At 72.2% G+C, this 26,864-nt stretch carries 24 protein-coding genes and 1 pseudogene; 11 read left to right on the top strand and 14 right to left on the bottom strand.

Features of this window, described 5'->3' with window-relative positions; translation table 11 throughout:
- Positions 1-72: 72 nt before the first annotated feature.
- From F8568_RS23815 to F8568_RS23800, 4 genes and pseudogenes are all read left to right on the top strand, one after another.
- Positions 73-741: pseudogene (locus tag F8568_RS23815) on the top strand (3-hydroxyacyl-CoA dehydrogenase family protein); the annotation flags it as partial.
- Positions 742-850: 109 nt separating this feature from the next.
- Entirely contained in the window at positions 851-2,338 is a 1,488-nt protein-coding gene (locus F8568_RS23810) for an amino acid permease (protein WP_151595901.1), read from the top strand.
- A gap of 82 nt (positions 2,339-2,420) precedes the next feature.
- Positions 2,421-3,770: an FAD-dependent oxidoreductase gene (locus F8568_RS23805; protein WP_151595900.1), complete on the top strand. Its 1,350-nt coding sequence runs from the start codon at positions 2,421-2,423 to the stop codon at positions 3,768-3,770.
- A 129-nt stretch (positions 3,771-3,899) separates the two neighbouring features.
- Positions 3,900-4,265 (top strand): hypothetical protein, encoded by a 366-nt coding sequence (locus F8568_RS23800; protein ID WP_151595899.1) that lies wholly within the window; start codon positions 3,900-3,902, stop codon positions 4,263-4,265.
- A 21-nt stretch (positions 4,266-4,286) separates the two neighbouring features.
- Here the strand turns inward: F8568_RS23800 and dxs are convergent, their stop codons facing one another.
- Positions 4,287-6,197: a 1-deoxy-D-xylulose-5-phosphate synthase gene (gene dxs, locus F8568_RS23795; protein WP_151595898.1), complete on the bottom strand. Its 1,911-nt coding sequence runs from the start codon at positions 6,195-6,197 to the stop codon at positions 4,287-4,289.
- Between the two features lie 148 nt (positions 6,198-6,345).
- Between dxs and idi the strand changes: the two genes are divergently transcribed.
- The 5 genes from idi (at position 6,346) to F8568_RS23770 (ending at position 10,893) form a co-directional block, all read left to right on the top strand.
- Complete coding sequence (gene idi, locus F8568_RS23790) at positions 6,346-6,924, top strand: isopentenyl-diphosphate Delta-isomerase (RefSeq protein ID WP_151595897.1); 579 nt, start codon at positions 6,346-6,348, stop codon at positions 6,922-6,924.
- A gap of 174 nt (positions 6,925-7,098) precedes the next feature.
- Positions 7,099-8,406, top strand: coding sequence for an ABC transporter substrate-binding protein (locus F8568_RS23785; RefSeq protein ID WP_236009080.1), 1,308 nt, complete (start codon positions 7,099-7,101; stop codon positions 8,404-8,406).
- The gene (locus tag F8568_RS23780) at positions 8,403-9,323 is read left to right on the top strand and encodes a carbohydrate ABC transporter permease (RefSeq protein WP_328600993.1); all 921 of its coding nucleotides are present in this window, start codon (positions 8,403-8,405) and stop codon (positions 9,321-9,323) included. The genes F8568_RS23785 and F8568_RS23780 overlap by 4 nt, the downstream gene beginning before the upstream one ends.
- Complete coding sequence (locus F8568_RS23775; RefSeq protein WP_151595896.1) at positions 9,320-10,189, top strand: carbohydrate ABC transporter permease; 870 nt, start codon at positions 9,320-9,322, stop codon at positions 10,187-10,189. Before F8568_RS23780 ends, F8568_RS23775 begins: the two co-directional genes overlap by 4 nt.
- A 260-nt stretch (positions 10,190-10,449) precedes the next feature.
- Positions 10,450-10,893 carry an ASCH domain-containing protein gene (locus F8568_RS23770; RefSeq protein WP_151595895.1) on the top strand — a complete coding sequence of 148 codons (444 nt, stop codon included), beginning with the start codon at positions 10,450-10,452 and terminating at the stop codon, positions 10,891-10,893.
- Here F8568_RS23770 and mug read toward each other — a convergent pair.
- A complete protein-coding gene (mug, locus tag F8568_RS23765) occupies positions 10,847-11,446 on the bottom strand; it encodes a G/U mismatch-specific DNA glycosylase (protein ID WP_151595894.1) in 600 nt (199 codons plus the stop codon). The genes F8568_RS23770 and mug overlap by 47 nt on opposite strands.
- Positions 11,447-11,602: 156 nt before the next feature.
- On the opposite strand from mug, the gene F8568_RS23760 reads away from it, so the two are divergent.
- Positions 11,603-12,250 (top strand): Uma2 family endonuclease, encoded by a 648-nt coding sequence (locus F8568_RS23760; RefSeq protein WP_151595893.1) that lies wholly within the window; start codon positions 11,603-11,605, stop codon positions 12,248-12,250.
- 47 nt (positions 12,251-12,297) lie between these two features.
- On the opposite strand, the gene F8568_RS23755 is transcribed toward F8568_RS23760, so the two are convergent.
- The 11 genes from F8568_RS23755 to F8568_RS23705 form a co-directional block, all read right to left on the bottom strand.
- Positions 12,298-13,239 carry an aldo/keto reductase gene (locus F8568_RS23755; protein WP_151595892.1) on the bottom strand — a complete coding sequence of 314 codons (942 nt, stop codon included), beginning with the start codon at positions 13,237-13,239 and terminating at the stop codon, positions 12,298-12,300.
- 51 nt (positions 13,240-13,290) lie between these two features.
- A complete protein-coding gene (locus F8568_RS23750; protein ID WP_151595891.1) occupies positions 13,291-14,328 on the bottom strand; it encodes an ABC transporter ATP-binding protein in 1,038 nt (345 codons plus the stop codon).
- Positions 14,325-15,359 (bottom strand): ABC transporter ATP-binding protein, encoded by a 1,035-nt coding sequence (locus F8568_RS23745; protein WP_236009079.1) that lies wholly within the window; start codon positions 15,357-15,359, stop codon positions 14,325-14,327. The genes F8568_RS23750 and F8568_RS23745 overlap by 4 nt, the downstream gene beginning before the upstream one ends.
- 11 nt (positions 15,360-15,370) lie before the next feature.
- A complete protein-coding gene (locus F8568_RS23740) occupies positions 15,371-16,255 on the bottom strand; it encodes an ABC transporter permease (RefSeq protein WP_151595890.1) in 885 nt (294 codons plus the stop codon).
- Positions 16,256-16,268: 13 nt separating this feature from the next.
- Positions 16,269-17,195, bottom strand: a complete 927-nt coding sequence (locus tag F8568_RS23735) for an ABC transporter permease (RefSeq protein WP_151595889.1) — start codon at positions 17,193-17,195, stop codon at positions 16,269-16,271.
- Entirely contained in the window at positions 17,195-18,274 is a 1,080-nt protein-coding gene (locus tag F8568_RS23730) for a LacI family DNA-binding transcriptional regulator (RefSeq protein WP_151595888.1), read from the bottom strand. Before F8568_RS23730 ends, F8568_RS23735 begins: the two co-directional genes overlap by 1 nt.
- Entirely contained in the window at positions 18,271-19,794 is a 1,524-nt protein-coding gene (locus F8568_RS23725; RefSeq protein ID WP_151595887.1) for an ABC transporter substrate-binding protein, read from the bottom strand. The genes F8568_RS23730 and F8568_RS23725 overlap by 4 nt, the downstream gene beginning before the upstream one ends.
- Before the next feature lie 12 nt (positions 19,795-19,806).
- Positions 19,807-20,169: a hypothetical protein gene (locus tag F8568_RS23720; RefSeq protein ID WP_151595886.1), complete on the bottom strand. Its 363-nt coding sequence runs from the start codon at positions 20,167-20,169 to the stop codon at positions 19,807-19,809.
- A 14-nt stretch (positions 20,170-20,183) separates the two neighbouring features.
- Positions 20,184-21,134: a DUF6772 family protein gene (locus tag F8568_RS23715; protein WP_151595885.1), complete on the bottom strand. Its 951-nt coding sequence runs from the start codon at positions 21,132-21,134 to the stop codon at positions 20,184-20,186.
- The gene (locus F8568_RS23710; RefSeq protein ID WP_151595884.1) at positions 21,131-22,231 is read right to left on the bottom strand and encodes an exonuclease/endonuclease/phosphatase family protein; all 1,101 of its coding nucleotides are present in this window, start codon (positions 22,229-22,231) and stop codon (positions 21,131-21,133) included. Before F8568_RS23710 ends, F8568_RS23715 begins: the two co-directional genes overlap by 4 nt.
- 158 nt (positions 22,232-22,389) lie before the next feature.
- Positions 22,390-22,998, bottom strand: coding sequence for a TetR/AcrR family transcriptional regulator (locus F8568_RS23705; protein WP_151595883.1), 609 nt, complete (start codon positions 22,996-22,998; stop codon positions 22,390-22,392).
- Between the two features lie 85 nt (positions 22,999-23,083).
- Between F8568_RS23705 and F8568_RS23700 the strand changes: the two genes are divergently transcribed.
- Entirely contained in the window at positions 23,084-23,812 is a 729-nt protein-coding gene (locus tag F8568_RS23700) for an SDR family oxidoreductase (protein ID WP_151595882.1), read from the top strand.
- Positions 23,813-23,873: 61 nt separating this feature from the next.
- Here F8568_RS23700 and F8568_RS23695 read toward each other — a convergent pair whose 3' ends face one another.
- On the bottom strand, positions 23,874-26,639 hold the full coding sequence (locus F8568_RS23695) for an aconitate hydratase (RefSeq protein ID WP_151595881.1): 2,766 nt from the start codon (positions 26,637-26,639) through the stop codon (positions 23,874-23,876).
- Positions 26,640-26,864 lie beyond the last annotated feature (225 nt).

The raw sequence follows: 26,864 nt of genomic DNA, 5'->3' as shown, positions 1-26,864 counted from the left end.
CCGCCCGGTCAGTGGTTACTGACGAGTAGCCTTAGTGGTTACCAACGAGTAGCATCGCTGGCGCGCTTCCACGGCGTCGGCTACGCGCACGGCGAGATCGACAAGCTGCTCGGCAAGGGCCGCCTGTCCCCCGACAAGGCGAACCGGCTGAAGGCGCTGATCACCGGCTCGCTGACCAAGGACGCGTTCGCCGACGCCGACTTCGTCATCGAGGCCGTGTTCGAGGAGATGGCGGTCAAGCAGCGGGTGTTCGCCGAGGTCGAGGAGCACGTCTCCGCCGACTGCGTGCTCGCGACCAACACCTCGTCCCTGTCGGTCACGCGGATGGCGTCGGAGCTGGCGCACCCCGAGCGGGTCGTCGGGTTCCACTTCTTCAACCCGGTCGCGGTGCTGCCGCTGCTGGAGGTCGTCCGGGGCGAGCGGACCGACGACGCCGCGCTCGCCACCGCGTTCGCGACCGGCCGGGCGCTGAAGAAGTCGTGCGTGCTGGTCAAGGACGCGCCCGCGTTCGTGGTCAACCGCGTCCTGCTGCGGCTGCTCGCCGCGCTCGCCGACGAGATCCGGATCATGCTGGACGGGGGCGTCGTCGCGGCGCCCGAGGACATCGACCTGTGCATGATCCTCGGCGCGGGCTGGCCGTTCCACCTCGGCGGCATCACCCCGTACCTGGACAGGCCGGGCGTCGCCGAGAGGACGACCGGGCGCCGCTTCCTCGCCCCCGGCACGGCTTCACTCGCCTGACCGGGCGGGGATCGTCCACCGCCCGCGCACTACGGGCGGTGGACGATCATAAGCGGCACGCATCGGGGCATAGGGGGGTCACAACGACGTGACGCCGAGGAGCCGCCGAATGAACCTGCTGCGCACCAAGTCGGTCGAACAGTCGATCAAGGACACCGAGGAGCCCGGGCACCGGCTGCGCCGCGACCTGTCCGCGCTCGACCTGGTCGTGTTCGGGATCGGCGTCATCGTCGGCACGGGCATCTTCGTCCTCACCGGGCAGGTCGCCAAGGACAAGGCGGGCCCGGCGGTCGCGCTGTCGTTCATCTTCGCCGCCGTCGTGTGCGCGCTGGCCGCGCTGTGCTACGCCGAGTTCGCCTCGACCGTCCCGGTCGCGGGCTCGGCCTACACGTTCTCCTACGCCACCCTCGGCGAGTTCCCGGCCTGGATCATCGGCTGGGACCTCATCCTGGAGCTGGCGCTCGGCGCGGCGGTGGTGTCGGTCGGCTGGTCCGGGTACTTCGCCTCGCTGCTGGACAGCGCGGGCCTGCACCTGCCCGCCGCGATCCTCAACCCGCCGGGCAGCAGCGGCGGCGTGGTCAACGTCCCGGCGATCGCGCTGGTGGTGGTCGTGACGGGGCTGCTCGTCCTCGGCGTGAAGATCTCATCACGGGTCAACGCGGTCGTCGTCGTGGTGAAGGTGGCCGTCGTCCTGCTGGTGATCGTGGCGGGCCTCTTCTTCGTCAAGGGCGAGAACTACCACCCGTTCATCCCGCCGTCGGAGCCGAACCCGTCGGTGAAGGGCGCGGCGGCGCCGCTGATGCAGGTGATCTTCGGGATCACCCCGGTGAGCTACGGCTGGCTCGGCATCTTCGCCGCGATCGCCATCGTGTTCTTCGCCTACATCGGCTTCGACATCGTCGCGACCGCCGCCGAGGAGGCCCGCCGGCCGCAGCGCGACCTGCCGATCGGCCTGATCGGCTCCCTCGTGATCACCGCGCTGCTCTACGCGGCGGTGTCGACCGTCGTCGCCGGGATGCAGAACTACAGGAAGCTCTCCGACGCCGCGCCGCTCGCGGACGCGTTCAAGGCCGTCGGGCATTCGGCGTTCGCCACGATCATCGACGTCGGCGCCGTCGTCGGCCTCATCGCCGTCGTGCTCATCCTGCTGCTCGGGCAGAGCCGGGTGTTCTTCGCGATGAGCCGGGACGGGCTGCTCCCGCCGTGGCTGTCGGCCATCCACCCGCGGTTCGGCACCCCGTGGCTGTCGACGGTCATCATGGGCGGCATCGTCGCCGTGCTCGCCGGGTTCATCCCGCTGGCCAAGCTCGCCGAGCTGGTCAACATCGGCACGCTGTTCGCGTTCCTGCTGGTGTCGGTCGGCGTGCTGGTCCTGCGGCGCACCCGCCCCGACCTCCCGCGCGCGTTCCGCACCCCGCTCGTCCCGGTGATCCCGATCCTGTCGGTGCTGGGCTGCCTGTTCGTCATGATCAATCTGCCGCTGGAGACCTGGTACCGGTTCCTGGCCTGGATGGCGATCGGCGCGGTCATCTACTTCGCCTACGGCCGCCACCACAGCCGCGTCGGGCTCGCCGCCGCCGCGTCCGAGCGCCCCTGACCGCGCCCGCCGGAGGCCGTTGAAGGATCCCGTGACCGGTGTCACGGTGTTCTTTTGCCGTCCGGGTCGGCACAATACGCGCATGGCATCCCCTGTGCTCGTCGCGGTGATCGGTTCCGGGCCCGCCGGCATCTACGCCGCCGAGGCCCTGGTGAAGCAGACCGACGGGAACGTCCGGGTGGACGTGTTCGACCGGCTGCCGACCCCGTACGGCCTGGTCCGCTACGGCGTCGCGCCCGACCACACGTCGATCAAGTCGATCGCCAACTACCTGCGGCGGGTCCTGGAGAACCCGGCCGTGCGGTTCTTCGGCTGCGTCGAGCTCGGCCGCGACCTCACCCGCGCCGACCTGCTCGACTGCTACGACGCCGTCATCTACTCCACCGGCGCGATGGTCGACCGGCAGATGCGGATCCCCGGCGAGGACCTGCCCGGCAGCATCGCCGCAACCGACTTCGTCAACTGGTACTGCGGGCACCCCGACGCCGCCGACCACTCCTTCGACCTGTCCGTCGAGGAGGTCGCCGTCATCGGCGTCGGCAACGTCGCCGTGGACGTCGTCCGGATCCTGGCCAAGACGGCGGACGAGCTGCGCTCCACCGACGTCCCCGAGCAGGTCATCGAGGCGCTGTCGAAGAGCCGGGTCAGGCGCGTCCACATGATCGGGCGGCGCGGGCCCGCGCAGGCGAAGTTCACCACCAAGGAGGCCCGCGAGCTCGGCGAGCTGCCCAACGCCAGCATCCACGTCAGCGCCGAGGACATGGACCTCGACCCCGCCAGCGCCGAGCTCGCCGAAAAGGACCGGCACGTGCGCGGCAACGTCAAGGTGCTGAACGCCTGGACGGGCGAGCCCGCCCCCGGCCGCGCCCGGCACATCGACGTCCGGTTCTGGCGGGCGCCCGCCGAGATCCTCGGCACCGAGCGCGTCGAGGGCCTGAAGCTGGAGAAGACCGCGCTCGACGAGTCGGGCCGCGTCACCGGCACCGGCGAGTTCGAGACGCTGCCCGTCGGGCTGGTGCTGCGCTCGGTCGGCTACCAGAGCGTCCCGCTCGACGGCGTCCCGTTCGACGAGCGGTCCTTCACCGTGCCGAACGACGGCGGCCGCATCCTCGCCGCGGACGGCTCCCCCGTCCCCCGCGAGTACGTCGCCGGGTGGATCAAGCGCGGGCCGTCCGGCGTCGTCGGCACCAACAAGTCCGACGCGGCCGAGACCGTCCGCAACCTCCTGGCGGACCTGGAGGGCACCGACAGCGCGCCGAAGCGCACCATCGAGGAGCTGCTGGAGGCGCGGGGGCTGCCGGTCGTCTCCTACGCCGACTGGCTCAACCTCGACGCGGCCGAGATCGCCCTGGCCCGCAGCCTCGACCGCGGCGAACGCGTCAAGCTCGCCAGGTGGGAGGCCATGACGTCCGCCTGCCGCGGGGACGAGTAGCGGTCGGGGCCGGCGTCCGGTGGTCCCCGCCTCCGGCCCGTGCCGCGTGGCCCCCACTGGACCGATGAGACGGAAGAACCCGCCGGGAAACTAGTGACGAAAGCGTGCACGGGCCGCTACCGTGCGCCTGTGACCGTCGGTCCAGAACTGTACGGGTTCCCCCCACCCGAGACGGTGCCCGACCTCAGGTGGCTCGGACCCGACTACGTCTCCGTGCTCGTGCACGACCTGACGCGGGGCCTGCTGCGCCAGGATCCGCGCACGTCCGTGATGGGCGTGCGGTGCGAGGGCGAGCCCAGCCTCGCCCCATCCGTCGACCCGGCCGGTGTCATCCGCGCCCACGACGCGTGCTTCCCGCTCCAGGTCTACGTGCAGGACGGCGCCGGGCGGCCCTGGCGGCTGCGGGGCCGGTGGACCTACTCGGGCCGCGAGCTCGGCACCCGCGCCGCCTCCATCACGCACTTCTGGCAGCTGCTGTCCGCCGAGGGCATCTGACCCCCCATCAGGCTCAGCCGTTCAGTCCGATGTGGCGGGCTCGTGCGCGTCCGTCGCGGTGACGCGGGCGACGGCCTCGGTGATGTCGCGGGCCAGGTCCTGGGGGGTGAGACCGCAGTCGGCCAGGATCAGGTCGCGCTTGGCGTGGTCGAGGAACTCCTGCGGGATGCCGAAGGTGCGGACCGGGGTGTCGACGCCCTCGTCGCGCAGCAGGCGGGCCACGGCGTCGCCGACGGCGCCGACGCGGCCGTTGTCCTCGACCACGGCGACCATGCTGTGCGCGGCGGCCGCGGCCGACAGCGCCGGGTCGAGGGGCTTGACGAAGCGCGGGTCCACGACGGTGGCGCCGATCCCCTGGTCGGCGAGGCGCCCGCCGACCTCGACCGCGGGCGTCGCCATCGCGCCGACCGCGACGATGAGCACGTCGGCGCCGTTGGCGCCCTGGTGGCGGGCCAGCACGTCCATCGAGCCGATGCGGTCGACGGCGTCCAGGTCGGCGGCCACGGCGCCCTTGGGGAAGCGCAGCGCGGTCGGGCCGTCGGAGACCGCGAGGCACTCGCGCAGCAGCTCGGCGACGCGGGCGCCGTCGCGCGGGACGGCGATCCGCATACCGGGCACCAGCTGCAGGAGCGACAGGTCCCACATGCCGTTGTGGGACGGCCCGTCGTCGCCGGTGACGCCGGCCCGGTCGAGGACGAACGTGACCGCCTGGCGGTGCAGCGCGACGTCCATCAGCACCTGGTCGAACGCCCGGTTCAGGAACGTGGCGTAGACCGCGACGACCGGGTGCAGGCCGCCGAGGGCGAGCCCGGCGGCGGACGTCACCGCGTGCTGCTCGGCGATGCCGACGTCGTAGATGCGGTCGGGGTAGGCGGCGGCGAAGGCGGCGAGCCCCACCGGGTGCAGCATCGCGGCGGTGATGCCCACCACGTCGCGGCGCTCCCGGCCGATCTCGACCATCTCCTCGCTGAACACGTCGGTCCAGATGCGGCCCTTGGGCTTCTGCACGCCGGTCTCGCGGTCGTACGGGCCCGGCGAGTGGAACTGCTCCTCCTCGTCGTTCTCCGCGGGCGAGTAGCCGTGGCCCTTGCGGGTGATGCAGTGCACGATCACCGGCCCGCCGAACGCGCGGGCCTTGCGCAGCGCGTGCTCGACGGCCTGCTCGTCGTGGCCGTCGATGGGGCCGACGTACTTCAGGCCGAGGTCCTCGAACATGGCCTGCGGCTGCAGGATGTCTTTCAGGCCCTTCTTGATCCCGTGCAGCGCCTCGTAGGCGACGGTCCCGACGACGGGCGCCCGTGGAACGGTCCGCTTGACGAGGTCGAGGGCCTGCTCGTAGGTCGGGGTGACGCGCAGGGCGGCCAGGTGGCTCGCGAGGCCGCCGATCGTCGGCGAGTAGGAGCGGCCGTTGTCGTTGACGACGATGATGACCTTGCGGTCCTTGCCCTCGGCGATGTTGTTGAGGGCCTCCCAGCACATGCCGCCGGTGAGCGCGCCGTCGCCGACGACGGGCACGACCACCCGGTCGCCCTCGCCGCGCAGCTCGAACGCCTTGGCCAGGCCGTCGGCGTAGGACAGCGCGGTGGAGGCGTGCGAGTTCTCGATGACGTCGTGCTCGGACTCGGCCCGGCTGGGGTAGCCGGAGATGCCGCCGCGCCGCTTGAGCAGGGTGAAGTCGTGCCGGCCGGTGACCAGCTTGTGCACGTAGGACTGGTGCCCGGTGTCCCAGAGGATCTTGTCCTTGGGCGAGTCGAACACCCGGTGCAGCGCGATGGTGAGCTCGACCACGCCGAGGTTGGGGCCGAGGTGGCCGCCGGTCTTGGCGACCGCGTCGATGAGGAAGTCGCGGATCTCGTCCGCGAGGCCTGACAGCTGCGCGGCGTCCAGTCGTTTGAGGTCGTCGGGACCTTTGATCGACTCCAGCAGGCTCACGCGTGTCAACTCCTCCGTCGGGGACCGGTTCCCCTGGCTCGGGCCGTTCCGAGTTTAATCCCGGTTCGCCCGCGACGCGCCGGAGGGAACCTGCCCGCCGGGTGTGAAACGACTGACCCCGGCGGGGCCGATGGGGTAGGAAAAGAGCATGGCCGTCGAAGAGATCGTACTGCTCAACGCGGATGACGAGGCGGTCGGAACCGCCCCCAAGGCCGCGAGTCACCATAGAGACACGCCGTACCACCTGGCCTTTTCCTGCTATGTGGTGGACACGGAGGGTCGCGTTCTGATCACTCGCCGCGCCCTGTCGAAGCGGACGTTCCCCGGCGTCTGGACGGGCAGCTGCTGCGGCCACCCCGGTCCGGGCGAGGGGCTCCGCGACGCCGTGCTGCGGCGATTGCGGGACGAACTGAACATCTCCGGCGTGTCCCTGACATCCGTCCTGCCGGCGTTCCAGTACCGGGCGGTCGCCGAGGACGGCACCCTGGAGAACGAGCGCTGCCCGGTGGTGCGCGCCGACGTCCCGGCGGGCACCCCCGTCCGCCGCAACCCCGACGAGGTCGAGGACGCCGAATGGTGGACGTGGCGGCAGTGCCTCGACCTCGCCGCGCGGCCGGAGGCCTCGCCGTGGTACCGGCTGCAGCTCGCCGAGCTGGCGCCGCTGGGCGAGCCGCGCGAGTGGCCCGACGCCGGCACGGCGACGCTCCCGCCCGCGCTCGGCTGGTAGCCGCGGGAGGCGGTCCGGGAGCCGCGTCCGCCGGACCATTGCGCCGGGGCCGGCGCGCGCCGCGCGCCGGTCCCGGCCCGATAACCGGATGATCACTTTTCCGTCCCCGGTGTTGACCCGGTCACGGCCCGAACGGACGCTTGCTTACCCGGGGGGTTACCGAAGGGACGGACGATGCTAGGACGTGTTCCCCGGCGTCGCTGGACGGCGTTCGCGGCCGTCGCGATGACCGGTGCTCTCGCCTTGTCGGCGTGCGGCGGAAATGACAGCAAGGGCAACAACGACAAGTCCCAGGTCGAGGTCTTCTCCTGGTGGACCGGTCCAGGCGAGGCCGACGGGCTGGCCGCGATGAAGGCCGACTTCGAGAAGAAGAACCCCGGCACGAAGTTCGTCAACGCGGCTATCGCCGGCGGCTCGGGCACGCAGGCCCAGGCGGTGCTGGCGAGCCGGCTGCAGAACCGCAAGCCGCCGGACTCCTTCCAGGGCCACGCGGGCGCCGAGCTGCTCGACTACATCAAGGCCGGGCAGATCGAGCCGCTCGACTCCTTCTACGACGAGAACAACCTGAAGTCGGTCTACCCGCAGCAGCTCATCCAGCAGATCAGCTACAAGGGCCACATCTACTCGGTGCCGGTGAACATCCACCGGTCCAACATGCTCTGGTACAACCCCGGGATCCTGAAGGACGCCGGCATCTCCGACGCGCCGAAGTCGATCCCGGAGTTCATCGCCGACCTGAAGGCGGTCAAGGAGAAGACGAAGAAGGTGCCGCTGTCGCTCGGCGCCCAGTGGACCGCCGACCACCTGCTGGAGAACGTGCTGCTCGGCGACCTCGGCACCGACGCCTACAACGCGCTGTGGAAGCCGGGCGCCGACTGGAGCAGCCCGGCGATGACGAAGGCGCTGGGCGACTACGCCGAGATCCTCAAGTACACGACCACCGAGGCCGCCTCCACCGACTGGCAGGGCGCCGCGAAGGCCGTGGTGGACGGCAAGGCCGCGTTCAACATCATGGGCGACTGGGCGTACGGCTACTTCGTCGGCAGCGCGCCGAACGGCCTCGGCAAGAAGCTCGACACCGACTTCAAGTACGCGCCGACCCCCGGCACCGACGGCACCTACCTGTGGCTGTCGGACAGCTTCACGCTGCCGAAGGGCGCGCCGCACCGCGCCGGGGCGCTGGCGTGGCTGAAGGAGGTCTCCGGCCGCGAGGGCCAGGACCTCTTCAACCCGAAGAAGGGCTCGGTCCCCGCCCGTAAGGACGCCGACAAGAGCCTGTACAGCACCGGCTACCTGAAGTACGCGTTCGAGCAGTGGAACAACCCGGCCACCAAGCTCGCCGGCTCGTTCTGGCACGGCGTCAACGCCAGCAAGAAGCAGCACACCGACATCGACACGGCGGTGGGCCTGTTCCTGCAGAGCAAGGACGTCGCCAAGCTGCAGTCACAGCTCGTCGCCGCCGCGAAGAACAGCGGTCAGTGACGGGAGGGGGCAAAGGACGCCGCTGGAACCTGCGCCGCAGCAGGAGGTGGCTGCCGGGTCTGCTGCTGGTCTCGCCGTCGATCGTGGCGATCGGCCTGTTCGTCTACGGGCTGATCTTCTGGAACACGCGGGTGGCGCTGAGCGGCAAGCACGACGAGGTGTCGCCGTACGGGTTCGACAAGGGCAAGAACTTCGTCGACCTGTGGCACCAGCCGAGCTGGCCGGGCGCGGTGAAGCACGCGCTGCTGTTCACGGCCGTGTTCGTGCTCGGCGCCCTCCTGCTCGGCGCGTTCCTGGCGTTCCTGATGGACAAGGGGATCCGGGGCGAGGCGTCGTTCCGGGTCGTCTACCTGTTCCCCATGGCGGTGTCGTTCATCGCCAGCGGCGTGGTGTGGCGGTGGCTGATGAACCCGGCGCCGCCGCAGCGCGCCGTCGGGTTCAACCAGCTGTTCGACAAGCTGCATCTGAGCGGGCTGGCGAACGACTGGTGGCAGGACCCGTCCTGGGGGATGGCCGCGATGGCCCTCCCCGCGATCTGGCAGATGTCGGGCTACGTCATGGCCCTGTACCTCGCCGGGTTCCGCAGCGTCCCGGAGGAGCTGCGCGAGGCCGCACGCGTCGACGGCGCGTCCGAGTGGAAGGTGTACCGGTACGTGGTGTTCCCGCAGCTGCGCCCGGTGACGCTGTCGGCGCTGATCATCCTCGGGCACATCTCGCTGAAGGTGTTCGACCTGATCATGGCGATCGCCGGCAAGCAGATCATCACCTACGTCCCGGCGATCGCGACGTACGTGGAGATCTTCGACCGGCACGACCCCGCCAACGGCGCCACGATCGCCACCTACCTGCTGCTCGCGGTGGCGGTGCTGGTGATCCCGTACCTGGTGTGGTCGGTGCGGACGGAGCGGAACCGATGACCGCGGCGGCGAGCGGGGCCCGTCCCCCGGCCGGCGCCGGCGCCGCGGCCCGCACGCTGCGGATCGCCAGGCCGGTCGTGCTGCTGGCGTTCGTGATCCTGTTCCTGATCCCGGTGTACGTCCTGGTCGTCACGAGCTTCAAGCCGCTGCAGGAGGCCGACCCGAGCAGCGCGTGGAACCTGCCGCACCACTGGAGCACCTCCGGGTGGAGCTCGGCGTGGGACGCGCTGAAGCCGGGCCTGGAGAACAGCGTCAAGATCGCGGTGACCGGCTCGCTGATCTCCGCGGTGCTCGGCTCGCTGAACGGCTACGTGCTGTCGAAGTGGCGCTTCCCCGGCGCCGACGCCGTGTTCACGCTGTTCCTGTTCGGCATGTTCATCCCGTACCAGGCGGTGATGATCCCGCTGGCCGGGCTGCTGACGAACATGGGCCTGGTCGGCACCATCCGCGGGCTCGTGCTCGCGCACGTCGTCTACGGGCTGCCGATCTGCACGCTGATCTTCCGCAACTACTACGTGACGATCCCGGACGAACTGATCGAGGCGGCCCGGGTCGACGGCGCGGGCATCATCCGCACGTACTGGTCGATCATCGTGCCGGTGTCCGGGCCCGCGTTCGCGGTGACGGTCATCTGGCAGTTCACCTCGATGTGGAACGACTTCCTGTTCGCGGTGTTCCTCGGCGCACCCGACAGCTGGCCGGTCACGGTGATGCTGAACAACACCGCCGGGTCGGGCGCGGTCGCCGTCCAGTACAACCAGCAGATGGCCGAGGCGCTGCTCGCGTCGCTGCCCACGCTGCTGGTCTACCTGCTGCTCGGACGGTTCTTCATGCGCGGGCTGATGGCGGGCGCCCTGAAGGGCTGAGCGGACGCGGAGGGGCGCCCCGGCGAGCACGCGCCGGGGCGCCCCTCCCGTCCCGGTGATCCGTCAACCGGACACCGTCCTCGCGCGTCCCACTGGTGATCGAAGGGGATCGGAATGGCCTCGCACGAGCCGCTCGCCTCCCGCATTGGCAATCGCGCGAAGATGCGCCTAGCCTCTCGGGCATCATCGCGCGGCATCCCGGCGGCGACCGTCCCGCCGGACCCGCGCGATCACGCTTCGGGCCGACAGGAGGTGACCGCGTGCAGGCGTTGAGCGTTCAGCAGCCGTGGGCGTTCGCGATCGCGCGTGGCGGGAAGAGCGTGTCGAACGAGAGCGTGCCGACGGCCTACCGCGGCCCGCTCCTGGTGCACGCCTCCATGCGCGTCGACCTGAAGGCGTGCGACTCGCCGCTGATCCAGGCCGCCGGCTGGGACCCGCGCGACCCGCTCGCCACCATCGGCGCCATCATCGCCGTCGCCGAGCTCGACGGCGTCTGCTCCGCCGCCGTGCGCGGCGGCTCCTGCGACTGCGGGCCGTGGGCGGAGCCGGGCGCGCACCACTGGCACCTCGGCGGCGTCCGCGCCCTGCCCCGGCCCATCGTGGCGCTCGGCCGCAGCCCGGGCCTGTGGGAGCCGAAACCGGCGCTCGTCACCGAGATCAGCACGATGTTCGCGGCGACCGCGGCGCTCGACCACTCGTCCTGAGCGCGTCGGCGGCCTCGCGGAGCCGGGCGAACTCGGCGGCGAGCCGGTCGAGCTGCCAGCTCGCGTTGAGCCCGCTCGGGTTGGGCAGGATCCACAGGCGCGCGGGGCCGAACGCCTCGTCCTGCGGCCCGATCCTCGCGTCGGGGCGGCCGAACGCGGTGCGGTAGGCGGTGACGCCGCAGACGGCGAGGCAGGCGGGGCGGTGCCGCTCGACCAGCTCGGCGAGGCGGCGCCCGCCGTCGCGCAGCTCGGCGCCGGTCAGCTCGTCGGCGCGGGCGGTGGCGCGCGGCGCGAGGTTGGTGATGCCGAGGCCGTGGCCGGGCAGCAGGTCCTGCTCGGACGGGTGCAGCAGCCGGTCGGTGAAGCCGGAGCGGTGCAGCGCGGGCCAGAACCGGTTGCCGGGGCGGGCGAAGTGGTGACCGGTCGCGGCGGAGTACAGGCCCGGGTTGATGCCGCTGAACAGCACCCGCAGCGGCGCGCCGTCCGGGGGCAGGACGTCGGGGAGCAGGCGGTCGCGGGCGGCTTCGAGGTCGGCCTTGGTGGGGCGGCGCATCAGAACAGGTTACGGACGATCAGGACATCCGCGGACGTCCCGACGACGATCCCCCGCGCACATCCGGGCGAGCACATCGAATCCGATCAACGGCCGCTCCACAACGTCACCGTGCCACTACCATGAGCGGCGAATCTCGGGCGGGGTAGGTTGGTCATGCATCGTTCTGTCGCGCCTTTCGATGGGAGCAGGACCGTGAGCGTCGCACATGACCGTGACGGTTTTGGTCCGTACACGGCCGAAGATCTGCATGCCCGGGAGGACGAGGGCCGAGGCCTTGAACTCGAGGATGGGTGGCTGATCGAGTTGTCCCCGAGCGCACCGCACAACCTCGCTTACCGGCGGATCCACGAGTTCGTGGAAGCCGCCGTCGCGGAGGCGGGCGCGGCGGTGTACGCGGACAGGGGCGGCGACTGGGAGATCGGCACGCCGGCGGGCATCCGCAGGCCGGACGTCTTCGCGGTACCCTCCGAGGTCGTCCGTGCCGCCATGGCGGCGCGCAGCCCGGCGCCTCTTCCCGGCCACGAGGTGCTGCTGGTCGTCGAGGTGGTGTCGCCGGGCAGCGGCAGCGAGCGCACCGACCGGGTGCGCAAGATCGAGGACTACGCCGCGGCCGGCATCCCGCAGTACTGGATCACCGATCTGCTTCCGCGGCCGAGGGTCCAGGTCTTCGTTCTGGACGGCCGGACCGGGACCTACCGGCTCGATCTCACGGCCGAGGCCGGAGAGGTCCTGGAGGTCAAGGTCGACGCGGATCGGCCCTTCACCGTCCGGTTCGATCCGCAGCAGCTCGCCGGCTTCTGAGACCGTCCCGGGACGGTGCCATCCCGGCTTTTCCGATCTGCGACGGGTTATCCGGCGGACGCGTCGGTGAGCGCGGCGAGCTGGGCCTCGGTGAGGGCGGTGCGGGACAGCTGGAGAAGCGGCTGGAGCTGCTCCAGCGTGCGGGCGCTCGCGATCGGCGCGGCGACGGTCGGCTGCGCGGCGAGCCACGCGAGCGCCACCGTGGCGACGGGCACGCCCTGCTCCTCGGCGACCAGGTCGAGGGCGGCGAGCACCCGGCGCCCCCGCTCGGTCTTCAGGTACTCCCCCGCCCGGCCGGCGCGCGGGCTGTCCACCTCGGATCCCGGACGGTACTTGCCGGTGAGGAAGCCCGACGCCAGCCCGTAGTACGGGACGCAGGCCAGCCCGTACCGTTCGGCGAGGTCGCGGCGCGGCCCCTCGTAGGTGTCGCGGGACACCAGGTTGTAGTGCGGCTGGATGGCCACGTAGCGGGCCGTGCCCTCGCGCTCGCTGAACTCCAGCGACGCCTCCAGCCGGTCCAGCTCGATGTTGGACACGGCGATGTTGCGGACCTTGCCCGCGCGGACCAGCTCGTCGAGCGTCCCCATGATGTCCTCGACCGGGACGGACGGGTCGTCGAAGTGGGTGTAGTACAGGTCGATGCGGTCGGTGCGCAGCCGCCGCAGCGAGTCGTCGGCGGCGGCGCGGATGTTCGCGGGCGCGAGGCCGCGCCGGCCGGGGTGCCGCCCGACCTTGGTGGCCACCACGACGGCGTCGCGGTTGCGGCGGTCCGCCATCCAGTCGCCGATGATCGTCTCGGACTCGCCGCCGGCGTTGCCGGGCGCGGAGGCCATGTAGGAGTCGGCGGTGTCGACGAAGTTGCCGCCCGCCGCCGCGTAGGCGTCGAGGATCTCGAAGGAGGTGTCGCGGTCCGCGGTCCAGCCGAACACGTTGCCGCCGAGCGACAGCGGGTGGACGTCGAGGTCGCCGATCTTCTTGGTGTCAGCCATGCTCCGATCCAATCAAAGGACGCCCCGCGGCCGTTCACCCAGCGACCGGAATCATTCCCCGCCGGTGCCGGCCGCGTCCGCGAAGTGGCAGGCGACCGGGTGCGCCGTGCCCTCCCGGACGGTCAGCTCCGGCACGTCCTGCGCGCACCTTTCGGCGGCCATGAAGCAGCGGGTCCGGAACCTGCATCCGGTCGGCGGCGCCGCGGGCGACGGCACCTCGCCCTCCAGGACGATCTCCCGGGCGGCGTCGTCCGGCCGGTCCCGCACCGACGGGACCGCCGACAGCAGCGCCCGCGTGTACGGGTGGCGGGGGTCGCCGAACACCTGCTCGGCGGTGCCCTGCTCGACGACGGTGCCGAGGTACATCACCGCGACCTCGTCCGCGATGTGCCGGACGACGTCCAGGTCGTGCGAGATGAACAGGTACGCCACGCCGAGCTCGGACTGCAGGTCGGCCAGCAGGTTGAGGATCTGCGCGCGGACCGACACGTCCAGCGCCGACACCGCCTCGTCGCACACGATGAGCCGGGGCCGCAGCGCGAGCGCGCGGGCGATGGCGACGCGCTGGCACTGCCCGCCGGACAGCTCGTGCAGGCGCCGGGCGGCGTGCTCGGGGCGCAGGCCGACCAGCTCCAGCAGGCGGGCGACCTCGGCGTCCTCGCGGTCGCGCGGCACGATGCCGGGGTGGACCCGCCAGCCCTCCGCGACGACCGCGGCGACGGTCATCCGCGGGTTCAGCGAGGTGTAGGGGTCCTGGAACACCATCTGCACGTCGCGGGCCACGCGGCGGCGGCACCTGCGCGGCATCGACGCGAGGTCCGCCCCGCCGAACTCGATGGTCCCGGCGAACGCGGGGATCAGCCCGACGATCGCGCGGGCGAGCGTGGACTTGCCGCAGCCGGACTCGCCGACGACGCCGAGCGTCCGGCCCGCCCGGACGGTCAGGTCGAGCCCGGCGACGACGGGCACCCGCCGCCGGCCGAACCCGTGCCGGCCGGGCCGCTGGTACCCGGCCTCCAGGCCGACGGCCCGCAGGACGACCTCGGCGTCCCCGGCCGGTGCCGCGGTGTCGTGCGCGGTCGCCGTCATCGGTCCTCCTCGACGCTGGAAGCGGCTCCGACCTCGTCGGCGTGGTGGCAGGCGACGGACCGGCCGCCGGTCTCGGTGAGCGGCGGGTCGTCGGTGCGGCACACGTCGGTCGCGAACGGGCAGCGGGGATGGAAGGCGCAGCCGCCGGGCGGGCGCCGCGGATCCGGCGGCAGGCCGGGGACGGGGATCAGCCGGGCGCCCTCCCGCCCGTCCGGCATCGCCCGGAGCAGGCCGAGCGTGTAGGGGTGCGCCGGACGGGTGTAGACGGCGTCCAGCGGCCCCTGCTCCACGATGCGTCCCGCGTACATCACGGCGACGTCGTGGGCCATCCGCGCCACCACGCCGAGGTCGTGCGAGACCAGCAGCGTCGCGAGCCCCGCCTCCTGCTGGCGGCGGGCCAGCAGGCGCAGGATCTGGGCCTGGACGGTCACGTCGAGGGCGGTGGTGGGCTCGTCGGCGAGCAGCACGGACGGGCCGAGCGCCAGCGCCATCGCGATCACGGCGCGCTGCCGCATGCCGCCGGAGAACTCGTGCGGATGGTCGCCGTAGCGCGCGGCGGCGTCGGCGATGCCGACCTCGCGCATCAGCGCGACGGCCCGCTCGCGCGCCTCCCGGCGGCTCAGGCCGAGCCGCCGCCGGAACGGCTCGGCTATCTGGGCGCCGACGGCGAAGCCGGGGTTGAGCGCGGCCATCGGGTCCTGGAAGACCATCGCGACGCGGCTGCCGCGCGCCTCCCGCCACTGCCGCGCGGTGAAGCCGGCGGTGTCGTCGCCGCCGAGGGCGACGGTCCCGGCGGTGATCTCGGCGCCGGGCGGCAGGAGCCCGATGAGGGCGAGGGACGTGAGGCTCTTGCCGCTGCCGGACTCGCCGACGAGCGCGAGGACGCGTCCGGGCCGCAGCCGCAGCGTGACGCCGCGGACGACGGGGGTGACGTGCCGGCCGGAGCGGAACCCGATGTGGACGTCGCGCAGTTCCGCGGCGGCGTCCCCGGCGGGCGGGGCGGGGGCGGGGTGGACGGCTGACATGGTCATGGGGGTGCCTCTCAGAGCTGGGCCCGGGGGTCGGCGAGGTCGCGGAAGGCGTCGCCGACGAGGCCGACCCCGGTGACCACGGCGGCCAGCGCGGCGGCGGGCATCGTGGAGATCCACCAGGCGGAGCCGAGGTAGTCGCGGCCCGCCGAGACGGTCGCGCCCCAGGAGGCCTGGTCGGGCGGGATGCCGAGACCGAGGAAGCTCAGCGACGCCTCGGCGACCATCACCAGTCCGATCTGGACGGTGGCGGCGACCAGCAGCGGCTGCCAGCACGACGGCAGCACGTGCCGCACGATGATCCGCGGGTGGCCGGCGCCGAGGACGCGGGCCGAGTCGACGAACTCCAGGTCGCGGGCGGCGAGCGCGGACGCCCGCACGACCCGGGCGAACACCACCCAGCGGGTGACGGCGAGGGTGATGACGACGTTGGTGACGCTCGGGCCGAGGACGCCGGCGATGAGGATCGCCAGCAGGATCGACGGGAACGCCAGCTGGACGTCCCCGATGCGGGACAGGACCGCGTCGGCCCAGCCGCCGAAGTAGCCGGAGACGAGCCCGGCGACGAGCCCCACGGCGCCGCCGGCGAGGACGGTGGCGGCGCCGACCAGCAGCGAGACGCGGCTGCCGGCGAGCAGGGTGGTGAGCATGTCCCGGCCGACCTGGTCGGTGCCGAGCCAGGCGACCGACCCGTCCCCGAGCCGCGATCCGGGCGGCAGGAGGCGGTGCGGCAGGTCCGTCGCGACCGGGTCGTAGGGCATCAGGACCGGCCCGAGGAGCGCGGCCAGGACGAACAGCCCGACGACGGCGAGCCCGATCCACGCCCGCACCGGCAGCCGGCGCCGGCGGGGCTCGGCGGCGGCCGGCGCGGACGCGGGCGCGGCGGCGATGGCGCTCATGATGTGCTCCCGTTCATGCGTTCTGCGGGGTGAGGCGCGGGTCGAGGGCGACGCACAGCACGTCCACGACGAGGTTCAGCGCGATGTAGCAGACGGTGATCGTGACGATGGCGGCCTCGACCACGGCGTAGTCGCGGTTGGTGATGGCGTCGACCATCAGCGAGCCGAGGCCGGGCCAGGAGAACACGACCTCGACGATGACGGCGTTGGCGATGAAGTTGCCCATCAGCAGGCCGAGGACGGTCACGACGGGCAGCGCGATGTTGCGGGCGACGTGCACGTACAGCACGGCGCCCTCGCCGGTGCCCTTGGCGCGCGCGGTGCGGACGTAGTCCTTGCCGATCTCCTCCAGGGCGCCGTTGCGGACGAGCCGGGCGAGCCAGCCGACGAACGGCAGCGCGAGCGTCACCGACGGCAGGATCACCGCCTCGGGGCCGCCGCCCGCGGTGCTGGGCAGCCAGTGCAGCTGCCGGGCGAACAGCAGGATCAGCACGATGCCGAGCCAGAACGACGGCAGCGCCTGCCCGACGAGGGAGCCGGTGGAGACGAGCGCGTCGAGGATCCGGCCGGGCCGCCGCGCGCACAGCATGCCGAGCGGGAACCCGGCGGCGAGGGTGATGAGCAGGGCGAGGGCGGCGAGTTCGAGGGTCGCGGGGAAGCGGTCCAGGGTGGCGCCCATCGCGCTGCCGCCGAGCCGCCACGAGTCGCCGAAGTCGCCGTGCAGCACGTCGCCCATGTGCGTGAGGTACTGCTGCCACAGGGGCTTGTCGAGGCCGAAGTCGGCGCGGACGGAGGCGAGCTGGTCGGCGCTGGCGTCCGGGCCGAGGATGAGGGTGGCGGGGTCGCCGGGGACGATCCGGACGACCACGAACACCAGCGTGACGGCGCCCCAGGCGACGAGGAGGGCCTGGCCGGCGCGGCGGAGCAGGAAGCGGCCCATCAGGACGTCCCTCCGGTCCGGGCGCCCGCAGGGCCCGCGGTCGAGGAGCGGACGACGAGCTCGGCCTCCAGCAGCGTCCGGCTCGGCACGTCCGCAGCGGGCGGGGCGCCCGCCATCCGCTCCAGCAGCCGGTCGACGGCGGTCGTGCCGACGCGCGCGGCGGGCAGCCGGACGGTGGTCAGCGGCGGGGCGAGGTAGGCGGCGAACGGGTGGTCGCCGTGCCCGGCGACGGCGACGTCCCCCGGGATGGACAGGCCGTGCTCGGTGAACGCGCGGTACAGGCCGAGCGCGAAGTAGTCGTTGCCGGCGAGGACGGCGGAGCCGGGCTCTATCCGGGCTGCGAGCCGGCGGCCGACCGCGTAGGAGTCGACCGGGTCCCAGGGCTGCGAGCTGGCCTCCCGGCGGCGGGTCGGCACCCGCAGGACGTGGTCGTCGCGCAGCTCGATGCCGCGCTCGTCCAGCACGGCGCGAAAGCCCCGGATGCGCTCGGCGACCGGGGAGATGTCGAGGTCCTCCTCGACCAGGTACAGCTCGCGGGCGCCGCCGTCCACCAGGTGCTCGGTGGCGCGGCGGGCGCTGTCGTAGTAGTCGACGCCGACGAGGTCGGCGTCCAGGCCCGGCAGGTCGCGGTTCAGCAGCAGGACGGGCGTGCCCGACTTGCCGAGCCGCTCCCAGTGGTCGATGCCGTGCTGGACGGGGACGGCGAGGACGCCGTCGACGCCCCACCGCATCAGCTCCTCGGCGACGCGCCGCTCGTTGTCGGCGCTGTCCTCGGTGACCATCAGCATCAGCGAGTAGCCGTGCACCCGGCCGCGCTCCTCGATCGCGCTGATCAGCCGGGCGTAGAACGGGTTGGACGGGTTGGTGATGACCAGCCCGATCGTCATCGCGTTCTGGAGCACCAGCGACCGCGCCATCGTGTTCGGCACGTACCCGAGCCGGTCGGCCTCGGCGCGGACCCGCTCGCGGGTCTCGGCGCTCACCGCGTCCTTGCCGGCGAGGGCGCGGGACACGGTGTTGACCGACAGGTCGAGCGCGGCGGCGATGTCGCGCAGGGTGGCCCGGCGGCGCGGCGTCATGGCGTCCTCCTCGTGACCGTGGACAGGTCGGGCTGGTTGTTCGCGGCCGGTGTGAACCCGGTGATCCCGGTGCCGAGGCCGTAGGCGGTGGTGAGCGCGGCGGGGAAGACGCCGACCGCGTCGTCCCAGACGATCCGGCACGCCTCGGCGTACAGGCGGGCCCGGTCGCCGGACCCGGCGGCCTGCCCCGCCGCGGCGAGGATCTTGTCGAGGGCGGGGTTCTTGTAGCCCATCCGGTTCGCCTTGGAGGTGTAGAGGCGGCCGAGGGTGAAGGCGGCGTCCCCGGTCGTCACGGTGTTGGTCTGCAGCTCCATGTCCCAGTCGAGGGTGTTGAGGCGCTGCAGCCACTGGGCCTTCTCGATGCTCTGCGGCCGGACGGTCACCCCGATGTCCCGCCACGCCGAGATCATCGACTGGGCGAGTTCGCGGGCGAGGGGGCCGGTGGCGTCGAACCACATCATCGTGGTCGTGAACCCGTCGCCGAGTCCCGCGTCGCGCAGCGCCCTGCGGGCGGCGCCGGGGTCGTGGGCGTAGGGCCGCTGCGCGGCGTGGCCGAACACCGTCGACGGGATCGGGGCGTCCATCCGCTGCGCGCCCGCCCCGAACAGCTTCCCGACGATCTCGTCCATGTCGAGGGCCTGCACCATGGCCCGCCGGACGCGCGGGTCGGTGAACGGTTTGCGCCCGCAGTTGAACCAGGTCAGGTAGTACGTCCAGCTCGGCACGGACGCGACCCGCACGCCGTGCTTGCCCTTCACCTCGCCGAGCTGGTCGGACGGGACGGGCCACAGCAGGTCGACGTCGCCGTTGCGCAGCGCCGTGATCGCGCTGGAGGTCTCGGCGATGAACGGCATCGAGATGCCGGGCAGCCGGGCCGGCCCCGCCCAGTACCCGTCGAAGCGGGCCAGCTCGACGTCGGTGGACGGGGTGAACCCGGTGACGCGGAACGGCCCGGAACCGATGGGGCGGCGCTTCTGCGCCGGGTCGGCGACGAGCTTCGCCGGGACGATGAACAGCAGCGTCAAATTCACCGGCAGCGTCCCCATCGGCCCGTCCGTGACGAACGTGACCGTCGTGTCGTCGTCGGCCCGCGCGGACTTCACCGTCGCCCACAGCGCACTCTGTGCCGACTTGACCGCCTTCGTCCGCTCGAGGCAGGCGACGACGTCGCGGGCCGTCAGCGCGCTCCCGTCATGGAAGCGCACGCCGGAGCGCAGCCGGAACACCCAGGTGGTGTCGTTCTCGCGCCGCCACGACGCGGCCAGGCCGGGCACCAGCCGGCCGGCCGCGTCATGGCGGACGAGGGTGTCGAAGACCAGCCGCTTGACGATCAGCGACGCCTCGTCCACCGCGGTGCCCGCGTTGTACGGGTCGAGGTCGGTGACCGGCTGCCCGAACGCGGCGCGCAGCGACCCGCGCGGCGCGGCCCCGCCCGCGCCCGCGGTGCCGCAGCCGCCGAGCGCCACGGCCGAGGCGCCGAGCCCGGCCAGCGCGAGGAACTCGCGCCTTCGCAGGTCCATGGCGGCGCTCCCTCAGCTCTTCAGCGCGAGATAGATCATCACGGTGGCCGTCCCGGTGCCGTCGCCCCCGGCGTCCGCCCCCGCGCCCGCGCCCGCGTCGACGGTGCCCTTCAGCCGCAGCCAGCCGCCGAAGCCGGCCGACTCCCAGCTGACCAGGTCGCCGGTGATCTCGCGTTCCGCGTCGAGGTCGCACCAGTGCAGGCCGTCGGGCGAGATCTGGGTCGTCACCCGCAGCCGGGTGCCGGCGCCGGTCCGCTTCAGCGTCCGGACGAACCAGCGCGCCTCCGCGGCCCAGGCCGCCTCGTAGGGTTCCGTCGCGAACTCGCCCGCGAGAGTGCGGTTGCGTTCCAGGACGGCCGTGAACGACTCGCGCATGCTGCCGGGGCTCCTCACCAGTCCGCCGAGATCAGTACCGAGTCCAGGTACAGGAAGTTGCGCACGTCGGTGTGCGTCCTGACCGAGACGTAGAAGTTGAGCAGGTTCTGCAGGGACCCGTACTCCTCGTCGTACGGGGGGACGGGCACGTCGCGCATGTCGTAGACGGTGTCGTTGACCTGCAGCTCGACGTTGGAGCGGGTGCTCGTGTCGATCAGCCACCGCACGTAGTGCCAGTTGACCTTGGTGGGCACCTCGTTGTAGCAGAGCTCCTGCGGCCCGCCGAACGCCTTCCAGTCGTCCGGGTCGGGGGCGGTGAAGTCGGCGGTCGGCGGCAGCTTGAGCTTGCCTTCGAAGTGCTCGCGCGGCGTCGGCTCCGGCACCGTCGGGTAGACCCACTCGCGCCGCAGGTTGTTGTCCAGGTCGGTGTTCAGGTACCGGGCGACGCAGTGGTAGCGGACGCCGTCGCAGATGTCGGTCGCGATGGTGAACGCGCCGAACTGCTGCTCGGACGGGTGCAGGTTCGCGTCCCACTCCCCCGCGCCCGCCTTGGTCGCCGCCTGGTTCTCCTCCGACGCCGCCTCGGTCTTGAACGTCAGGTACGCCTCGAACTGCACGCGCCCGCGCCCCGCCATCGTCAGCCGGCGGATCGCGACGCCGGTGTGCCCGGCGAGCGGCCGGGTCGCGACCTTCAGCGCGTACGTCCCCGACATCGCGCCGTGCGTGCCGACGTCGAAGAAGTTGCACGAGCTGAGCTGCGGCGGCCGGAAGTCGCGCATGTGGTCGTCGACGGTGTCGAGGTTCCCGTGCCCGTCGTAGTTGCCGAGCAGCTCGATCCAGCCGTGCGTGCCGGTGTTGAAGTCGTCGTGGACGAGGATCCGGTCCAGCGGGTCGAACCGGGACAGCGCCGGATCGGCCTTGCGCAGCTCGGCGGCCAGGGAGCGGTTACCCGCGGCGGCGGTCATCGTCCGGCCCCCGCGATCCGTACGGTGGCGTTCACCAGGTTGTGGTCCGAGCGCAGCAGGTCGCGCGGCTCGCCCGCCTGCGCGGTGGTCTGCGGCACGAGCGTCCACTGCCGGACGGGCGTGCCGGCCTTGACGAAGATGTGGTCGATCTTGTCCTCCGACTTCGGCAGCGGGATCTTCCCGCCGTTGAACGAGGCGTACTCGGCGTTCGCGCGCCGGTTCGCCGGGGCCGCCTCGAAGGAGTCGGCGTAGCCGAGGTCGGCGAACGCGTCGTAGGCGCTGGCGCCGTCCTCCTTCGAGGCGGAGTTCATGTCGCCCGCGAACACGATCGGCAGCCGCCGCGTGGACGGGTTGTCGCGGGTCAGGTACTGTGCGGTCCGGGCCGCGTCGGCGTAGCGGACCTGGTCCCAGTTCTTCGTCCAGCCGTTGGGGTCGGTCGCGCCGTTCTTGCGGTACTCCAGGTGCATGTCGACGACGACGAACCGGATGCCGGTGCGGCGCTCGCGCAGCACGTTCCACGTCATCGTCTTGCCGTAGATCTCGGTGGAGTCGGGCAGCCACAGCAGGTCGTGCGGGAGGGCCCGGCCGCGCTCGTCCTTGTCGGAGAACCGGCGGGCGTCGTAGTAGGTGAACCGGCCCGCGCCCGACTTGAGCGGGTAGCCGTACCAGGGGTTGCGCGTTCCGGCGTAGTCGGCGGGGGCCTCGGCGTAGCCGCGCGCCCGCATCGCCGCGGTCAGCGGGGCGCGGAACGACTCGACGTCCACGCCCGGCTGGGTCGGCGTGGGGTTGTTGCCGATCTCCTGGGTGACGACGACGCCGGCGCGGGCGCGGACGATGTCGTCGGCGACCTTCGCGGCGCGGCCGTCCGCCCAGGGCGCCAGCTTGGTCGCGCAGTCGCGGCCGATCGTGTCGATGCACTCCTGCTTGGTCGGCAGGCAGCCGTGCCCGCACGTGTTGTAGGTGGCGATCCGCAGGTCGAAGCCGCGCGCGTGCCGGGCCGGCGCGGCCTGCGCGGCGGAGGGGAGGAGCACCGCGGCGGCGCAGGCGGCCGCGGCGAGCGCCGCGGCCGGGCGGGCGGAGGGACGGGGGGTCCTCATGCTGGAGGGAGCCTTCCGGTGTCGACTGAGTCACATTAACGTTCACGTGATCGTTCACACACCATGGATGTCCAGCCCCCGCCCTGTCAAGAGCGGAAAAGAAGAAGACCCGTCCACCCACACGAGCGAACGGCAGGGGACGCGGCGGTCCCGGACCGTCAGCCGGCGGCGTCGCCGAGACGGGCGGCGGCCTGGTCGGACAGGGCGCGGGCCAGCTCCGCGGCCTGCGCGTCCCCGAGCGGCCCGTGCCCGACGAGCACCCGGTACCAGAGCACCCCGTAGACCTGGTCGACCATCAGGGCGAGGTCGGCGCCGGCCGCGATCTCGCCGCGGTCGCGCGCCCGTTCCAGCAGCCCGGTCAGCACGCGGCGCCGCGACTCGACGAACGCCCGCATGTGCTCGCGGGCGTGCGGGTCGCGCTGCGCCTCGGCCATCGAGTTGCGCAGGACGGACGCGGTGAGCCGCTGGCCGGCGCCCCGGAACGTCGCGGCCAGGAACGCCTCGAGGTCGCCGCGGAGCGTGCCGGTGTCGGGCACGGGGATGTCGGTGCCCGCTCGTTCGGCCATCGCCTCCAGCAGCACCGCGCCCTTGGACGGCCACCAGCGGTAGATCGTCTGCTTGCCGACGCCGGCGGCCGCGGCGAGCGAGTCGATCGTGACGGGGGCGCCGTCGTCGCGCCCGAGCAGGTCGACGGCGACGTCGAGGATCGCGCGCCGCGCGGCCTCGTTGCGGCGGCGCCCGGTGTGCGGCCGTCGGCTGTCACTCATGACACCACCCTAACCATTTGACGAGACCACCGGTCTCGAATAACACTTGCCGAGACAGAATGTCTCGACAACTTGGGAGCCGGACATGTCGCTCACCGGAAAGCGCACCCTCGTCTTCGGCGGCACCTCCGGCATCGGCGCGGCCACCGCCGCGCTGTTCGCCGGCCGGGGCGCCGACGTCGTGGTCACCGGCCGGGACGAGGAGCGCCTCGCCAAGGCCGCCGCCGGCGGCCTCACCGCCCGCCGCGTCGACGCCTCCGCGCCCGGCGAGGTGACCGCGTTCTTCGCCGAGGACGCCCGCTACGACCACCTGATCCTCGCGCTGAGCGGCGCGGCGGGCGGCGGCCCGTTCGCGACCCTCGACCTCGCCGACCTGCGGCACGGCTTCGAGGCGAAGTTCTGGGCGCACCTGCGGATCGTCCAGGCGGCGCTGCCGCGGCTCGCGCCGGACGGCTCGGTCACCTTCATCACCGCCTCGTCCGCCCGCGCCGCGCTGCCCGGCACCGCCGGCCTCGCCGCGATCAACGGCGCGCTGGAGGCGATGGTGCGGCCGCTCGCGACCGAGCTGGCGCCGCTGCGCGTCAACGCCGTCTCCCCCGGCGTCATCGAGACGCCCTGGTGGGACGGGATGCCCGCCGAGCAGCGGGACGCGATGTTCGCCGCGCACGCCGCCGCGCTGCCGGTCGGCCGGGTGGGGCGGCCCGAGGACGTCGCGCAGGCCGTCCTGCTCGCCGCGGCCAACGGCTTCGTCACCGGCCAGGTCATCGAGTGCAACGGCGGCCTCACCCTGCCGACCGGCCGCGCACACACCTGACCGCCCAACGGGAACGGGCCGCCTCCCCTCGCAGGGAGACGGCCCGTTTCTCGGCGGTCCGTTACTTGCGGATCAGGTTCCGCAGGACGTACTGCAGGATGCCGCCGTTGCGGTAGTAGTCCGCCTCACCGGGGGTGTCGATGCGGACGTCGACCTTGAACTCCTTGCCGTCCGCCTTCACCGTCACCTCGTTCGGGACGCCGCCCTCGTTGAGCGCCGTCACGCCGGTGATGTCGAACGTCTCGGTGCCGGTCAGGCCGAGGGACTCGGCCGAGTCGCCCTCCTTGAACTGCAGCGGCAGGACGCCGAGGCCGATCAGGTTCGAGCGGTGGATGCGCTCGTAGGACTGCGCGATGACGGCGCGGACGCCGAGCAGCGCGGTGCCCTTGGCCGCCCAGTCGCGGGACGACCCGGAGCCGTACTCCTTGCCCGCCAGCACCACCAGCGGCGTGCCCGCCGCCGCGTAGTTCTGCGCGGCGTCGTAGATGAACGCCTGCGGCGCGCCGTCCTGGGTGAAGTCGCGGGTGTAGCCGCCCTCCACGTCGTCCAGCAACTGGTTGCGCAGCCGGATGTTGGCGAACGTCCCGCGGATCATCACCTCGTGGTTGCCGCGGCGCGAGCCGTAGGAGTTGAAGTCCTTCACCGCGACGCCGTTGTCCTGCAGGTACTGCGCGGCGGGCGTGCCGACCTTGATGGACCCGGCGGGCGAGATGTGGTCGGTGGTGACCGAGTCGCCGAGCTTGGCGAGCACCCGCGCGCCGTGGATGTCGGCGACCGGCTCCGGCTCAGCGCCCATGCCGTCGAAGTACGGCGCCTTGCGCACGTAGGTGGACGCCTCGTCCCACTCGAACAGGTCGCCGGTCGGGATGTCCAGGCCGCGCCAGCGCTCGTCGCCCTTGAAGACGTCGGCGTAGTCCTTGCTGAACATCTCCTTGCCGATCGACGACTCGACGATCGCGGCGACCTCCTCGGCGGACGGCCAGAGGTCGCGCAGGTACACCGGGCCGTCGGTGCCCTCGGCGATCGGGTCGTTGAGGATGTCGATGTCCATCGTCCCGGCCAGCGCGTAGGCGATGACCAGCGGCGGCGACGCCAGGTAGTTCATCTTCACGTCGGGGCTGATGCGGCCCTCGAAGTTGCGGTTGCCGGACAGCACCGCGGTGACCGCGAGGTCGTTGTCGTTGACGGCCTTGGAGATCTCCGGCTGCAGCGGGCCGGTGTTGCCGATGCAGGTGGTGCAGCCGTACCCGACCAGGTTGAAGCCGATCTTGTCGAGGTACGGGGTGAGGCCGGCGCGCTCGTAGTAGTCGGTGACGACCTGCGAGCCGGGTGCGAGGGAGGTCTTCACCCACGGCTTGCGGGTGAGGCCCTTCTCGACGGCGTTCTTGGCCAGCAGCGCCGCGCCGATCATCACGTACGGGTTGGAGGTGTTGGTGCACGAGGTGATGGCCGCGACGGCGACGTGGCCGTGGTCGAGCTCGAAGCTCGTGCCGTCGTCCAGCGTCACCGGCACCACGTTGTGCGGGCGGCCCGAGCCGTTCGCGTCCACGTGCCGCGGCTTGTCCCCGTCGCCGCCGTGCTCTATGGCCGGGGAGTCCGAGGCGGGGAAGGACTCGTCGGACGCCTCGTCCGCCGGGCCGAGCACGCTCTTGACGTAGTTCTGCACGTCGCGGCGCCAGGTCTGCTTGGCGGCCGACAGGGAGATGCGGTCCTGCGGGCGCTTCGGGCCGGCCAGCGACGGGACGACCGTGCCGAGGTCCAGCTCGAGGTACTCGGAGAAGTCCGGCTCGACCGACGGGTCGAGCCACAGGCCCTGCTCCTTGGCGTAGGCCTCGACGAGCGCGACCTGCTCCTCGTCGCGGCCGGTCAGCCGCAGGTAGCTGAGCGTCTCGTCGTCGATCGGGAAGATCGCGCAGGTGGAGCCGAACTCGGGGCTCATGTTGCCGATCGTGGCGCGGTTGGCCAGCGGCAGCGCGTGCACGCCCTCGCCGTAGAACTCCACGAACTTGCCGACGACGCCGTGCTCGCGCAGCATCTCGGTGATCGTCAGCACCAGGTCCGTCGCCGTCGTGCCGGCGGGCAGCTCGCCGGTCAGCTTGAAGCCGACGACGCGCGGGATCAGCATGGAGATCGGCTGGCCGAGCATCGCGGCCTCCGCCTCGATGCCGCCGACGCCCCAGCCGAGCACGCCGATGCCGTTCTCCATCGTCGTGTGCGAGTCGGTGCCGACGCACGTGTCCGGGTACGCGGTGCCGTTCCGGTCGAACACCACCCGCGCGAGGTGCTCGATGTTCACCTGGTGCACGATGCCGGTCCCCGGCGGGACGACCTTGAACTCGTCGAAGGCCGTCTGCCCCCAGCGCAGGAACTGGTAGCGCTCCTTGTTGCGCTCGTACTCGACCTGCACGTTGCGCTCGAACGCCTGCGGCGAGCCGAAGTACTCGACGATGACGGAGTGGTCGATGACCATCTCGGCGGGCGCCAGCGGGTTGATCTTCGTCGGGTCGCCGCCCAGGTCCCGCACGGCCTCGCGCATCGTCGCCAGGTCCACCACGCACGGCACGCCGGTGAAGTCCTGCATGATCACCCGGGCCGGGGTGAACTGGATCTCCTTGCTGGGCTGCGCCTTGGCGTCCCACTGGGCGAGCGCGCGGATGTGGTCGGCGGTGACGTTCGCGCCGTCCTCGGTGCGCAGCAGGTTCTCCAGCAGCACCTTCAGGCTGTACGGGAGACGGGCCGAGCCCTCGACGGCGTCCAGCCGGTAGATGTCGTACGACTTGCCGCCCACCTGCAGCTTGCTCAGGCTGCCGAAGCTGTTCGCGGACACGGACTCCTCCTCCGTCGCACGCCGCGCGCCCGGTCCGGGACAAGACCGCGCGGCGGCGTTCATCGTGGTGTTCAATGTGCGCCCGCCCTCGCGGCCGGCGCGGGTCGGGCGGCGCGGCGCGCGGCGAGGCGGGTGTGCTCGTCTACCTTGATCCTGCCCTAGTCACACCCCTGGCCGGGAACCGGGTCGGCCTAACTTCCGCAGGATTTTTCTTGATGTCAAGAT

This window comes from Actinomadura physcomitrii (assembly GCF_008923205.2).
GTDB lineage: Bacteria > Actinomycetota > Actinomycetes > Streptosporangiales > Streptosporangiaceae > Spirillospora > Spirillospora physcomitrii.
This window is presented reverse-complemented; position numbering and strand designations above follow the sequence as displayed.

Coding starts and splice junctions, on each gene's coding strand:
- F8568_RS23810 (WP_151595901.1), top strand. CDS start 851: ATGAACCTGCTGCGCACCAAGTCGGTCGAACAGTCGATCAAGGACACC.
- F8568_RS23700 (WP_151595882.1), top strand. CDS start 23,084: ATGTCGCTCACCGGAAAGCGCACCCTCGTCTTCGGCGGCACCTCCGGC.
- mug (WP_151595894.1), bottom strand. CDS start 11,446: ATGCGCCGCCCCACCAAGGCCGACCTCGAAGCCGCCCGCGACCGCCTG.
- F8568_RS23705 (WP_151595883.1), bottom strand. CDS start 22,998: ATGAGTGACAGCCGACGGCCGCACACCGGGCGCCGCCGCAACGAGGCC.
- F8568_RS23735 (WP_151595889.1), bottom strand. CDS start 17,195: ATGGGCCGCTTCCTGCTCCGCCGCGCCGGCCAGGCCCTCCTCGTCGCC.
- F8568_RS23760 (WP_151595893.1), top strand. CDS start 11,603: ATGCATCGTTCTGTCGCGCCTTTCGATGGGAGCAGGACCGTGAGCGTC.
- F8568_RS23775 (WP_151595896.1), top strand. CDS start 9,320: ATGACCGCGGCGGCGAGCGGGGCCCGTCCCCCGGCCGGCGCCGGCGCC.
- F8568_RS23755 (WP_151595892.1), bottom strand. CDS start 13,239: ATGGCTGACACCAAGAAGATCGGCGACCTCGACGTCCACCCGCTGTCG.
- F8568_RS23720 (WP_151595886.1), bottom strand. CDS start 20,169: ATGCGCGAGTCGTTCACGGCCGTCCTGGAACGCAACCGCACTCTCGCG.
- idi (WP_151595897.1), top strand. CDS start 6,346: ATGGCCGTCGAAGAGATCGTACTGCTCAACGCGGATGACGAGGCGGTC.
- F8568_RS23730 (WP_151595888.1), bottom strand. CDS start 18,274: ATGACGCCGCGCCGCCGGGCCACCCTGCGCGACATCGCCGCCGCGCTC.
- F8568_RS23725 (WP_151595887.1), bottom strand. CDS start 19,794: ATGGACCTGCGAAGGCGCGAGTTCCTCGCGCTGGCCGGGCTCGGCGCC.
- F8568_RS23785 (WP_236009080.1), top strand. CDS start 7,099: ATGCTAGGACGTGTTCCCCGGCGTCGCTGGACGGCGTTCGCGGCCGTC.
- F8568_RS23805 (WP_151595900.1), top strand. CDS start 2,421: ATGGCATCCCCTGTGCTCGTCGCGGTGATCGGTTCCGGGCCCGCCGGC.
- F8568_RS23715 (WP_151595885.1), bottom strand. CDS start 21,134: ATGACCGCCGCCGCGGGTAACCGCTCCCTGGCCGCCGAGCTGCGCAAG.
- F8568_RS23710 (WP_151595884.1), bottom strand. CDS start 22,231: ATGAGGACCCCCCGTCCCTCCGCCCGCCCGGCCGCGGCGCTCGCCGCG.
- F8568_RS23750 (WP_151595891.1), bottom strand. CDS start 14,328: ATGACGGCGACCGCGCACGACACCGCGGCACCGGCCGGGGACGCCGAG.
- F8568_RS23745 (WP_236009079.1), bottom strand. CDS start 15,359: ATGACCATGTCAGCCGTCCACCCCGCCCCCGCCCCGCCCGCCGGGGAC.
- F8568_RS23740 (WP_151595890.1), bottom strand. CDS start 16,255: ATGAGCGCCATCGCCGCCGCGCCCGCGTCCGCGCCGGCCGCCGCCGAG.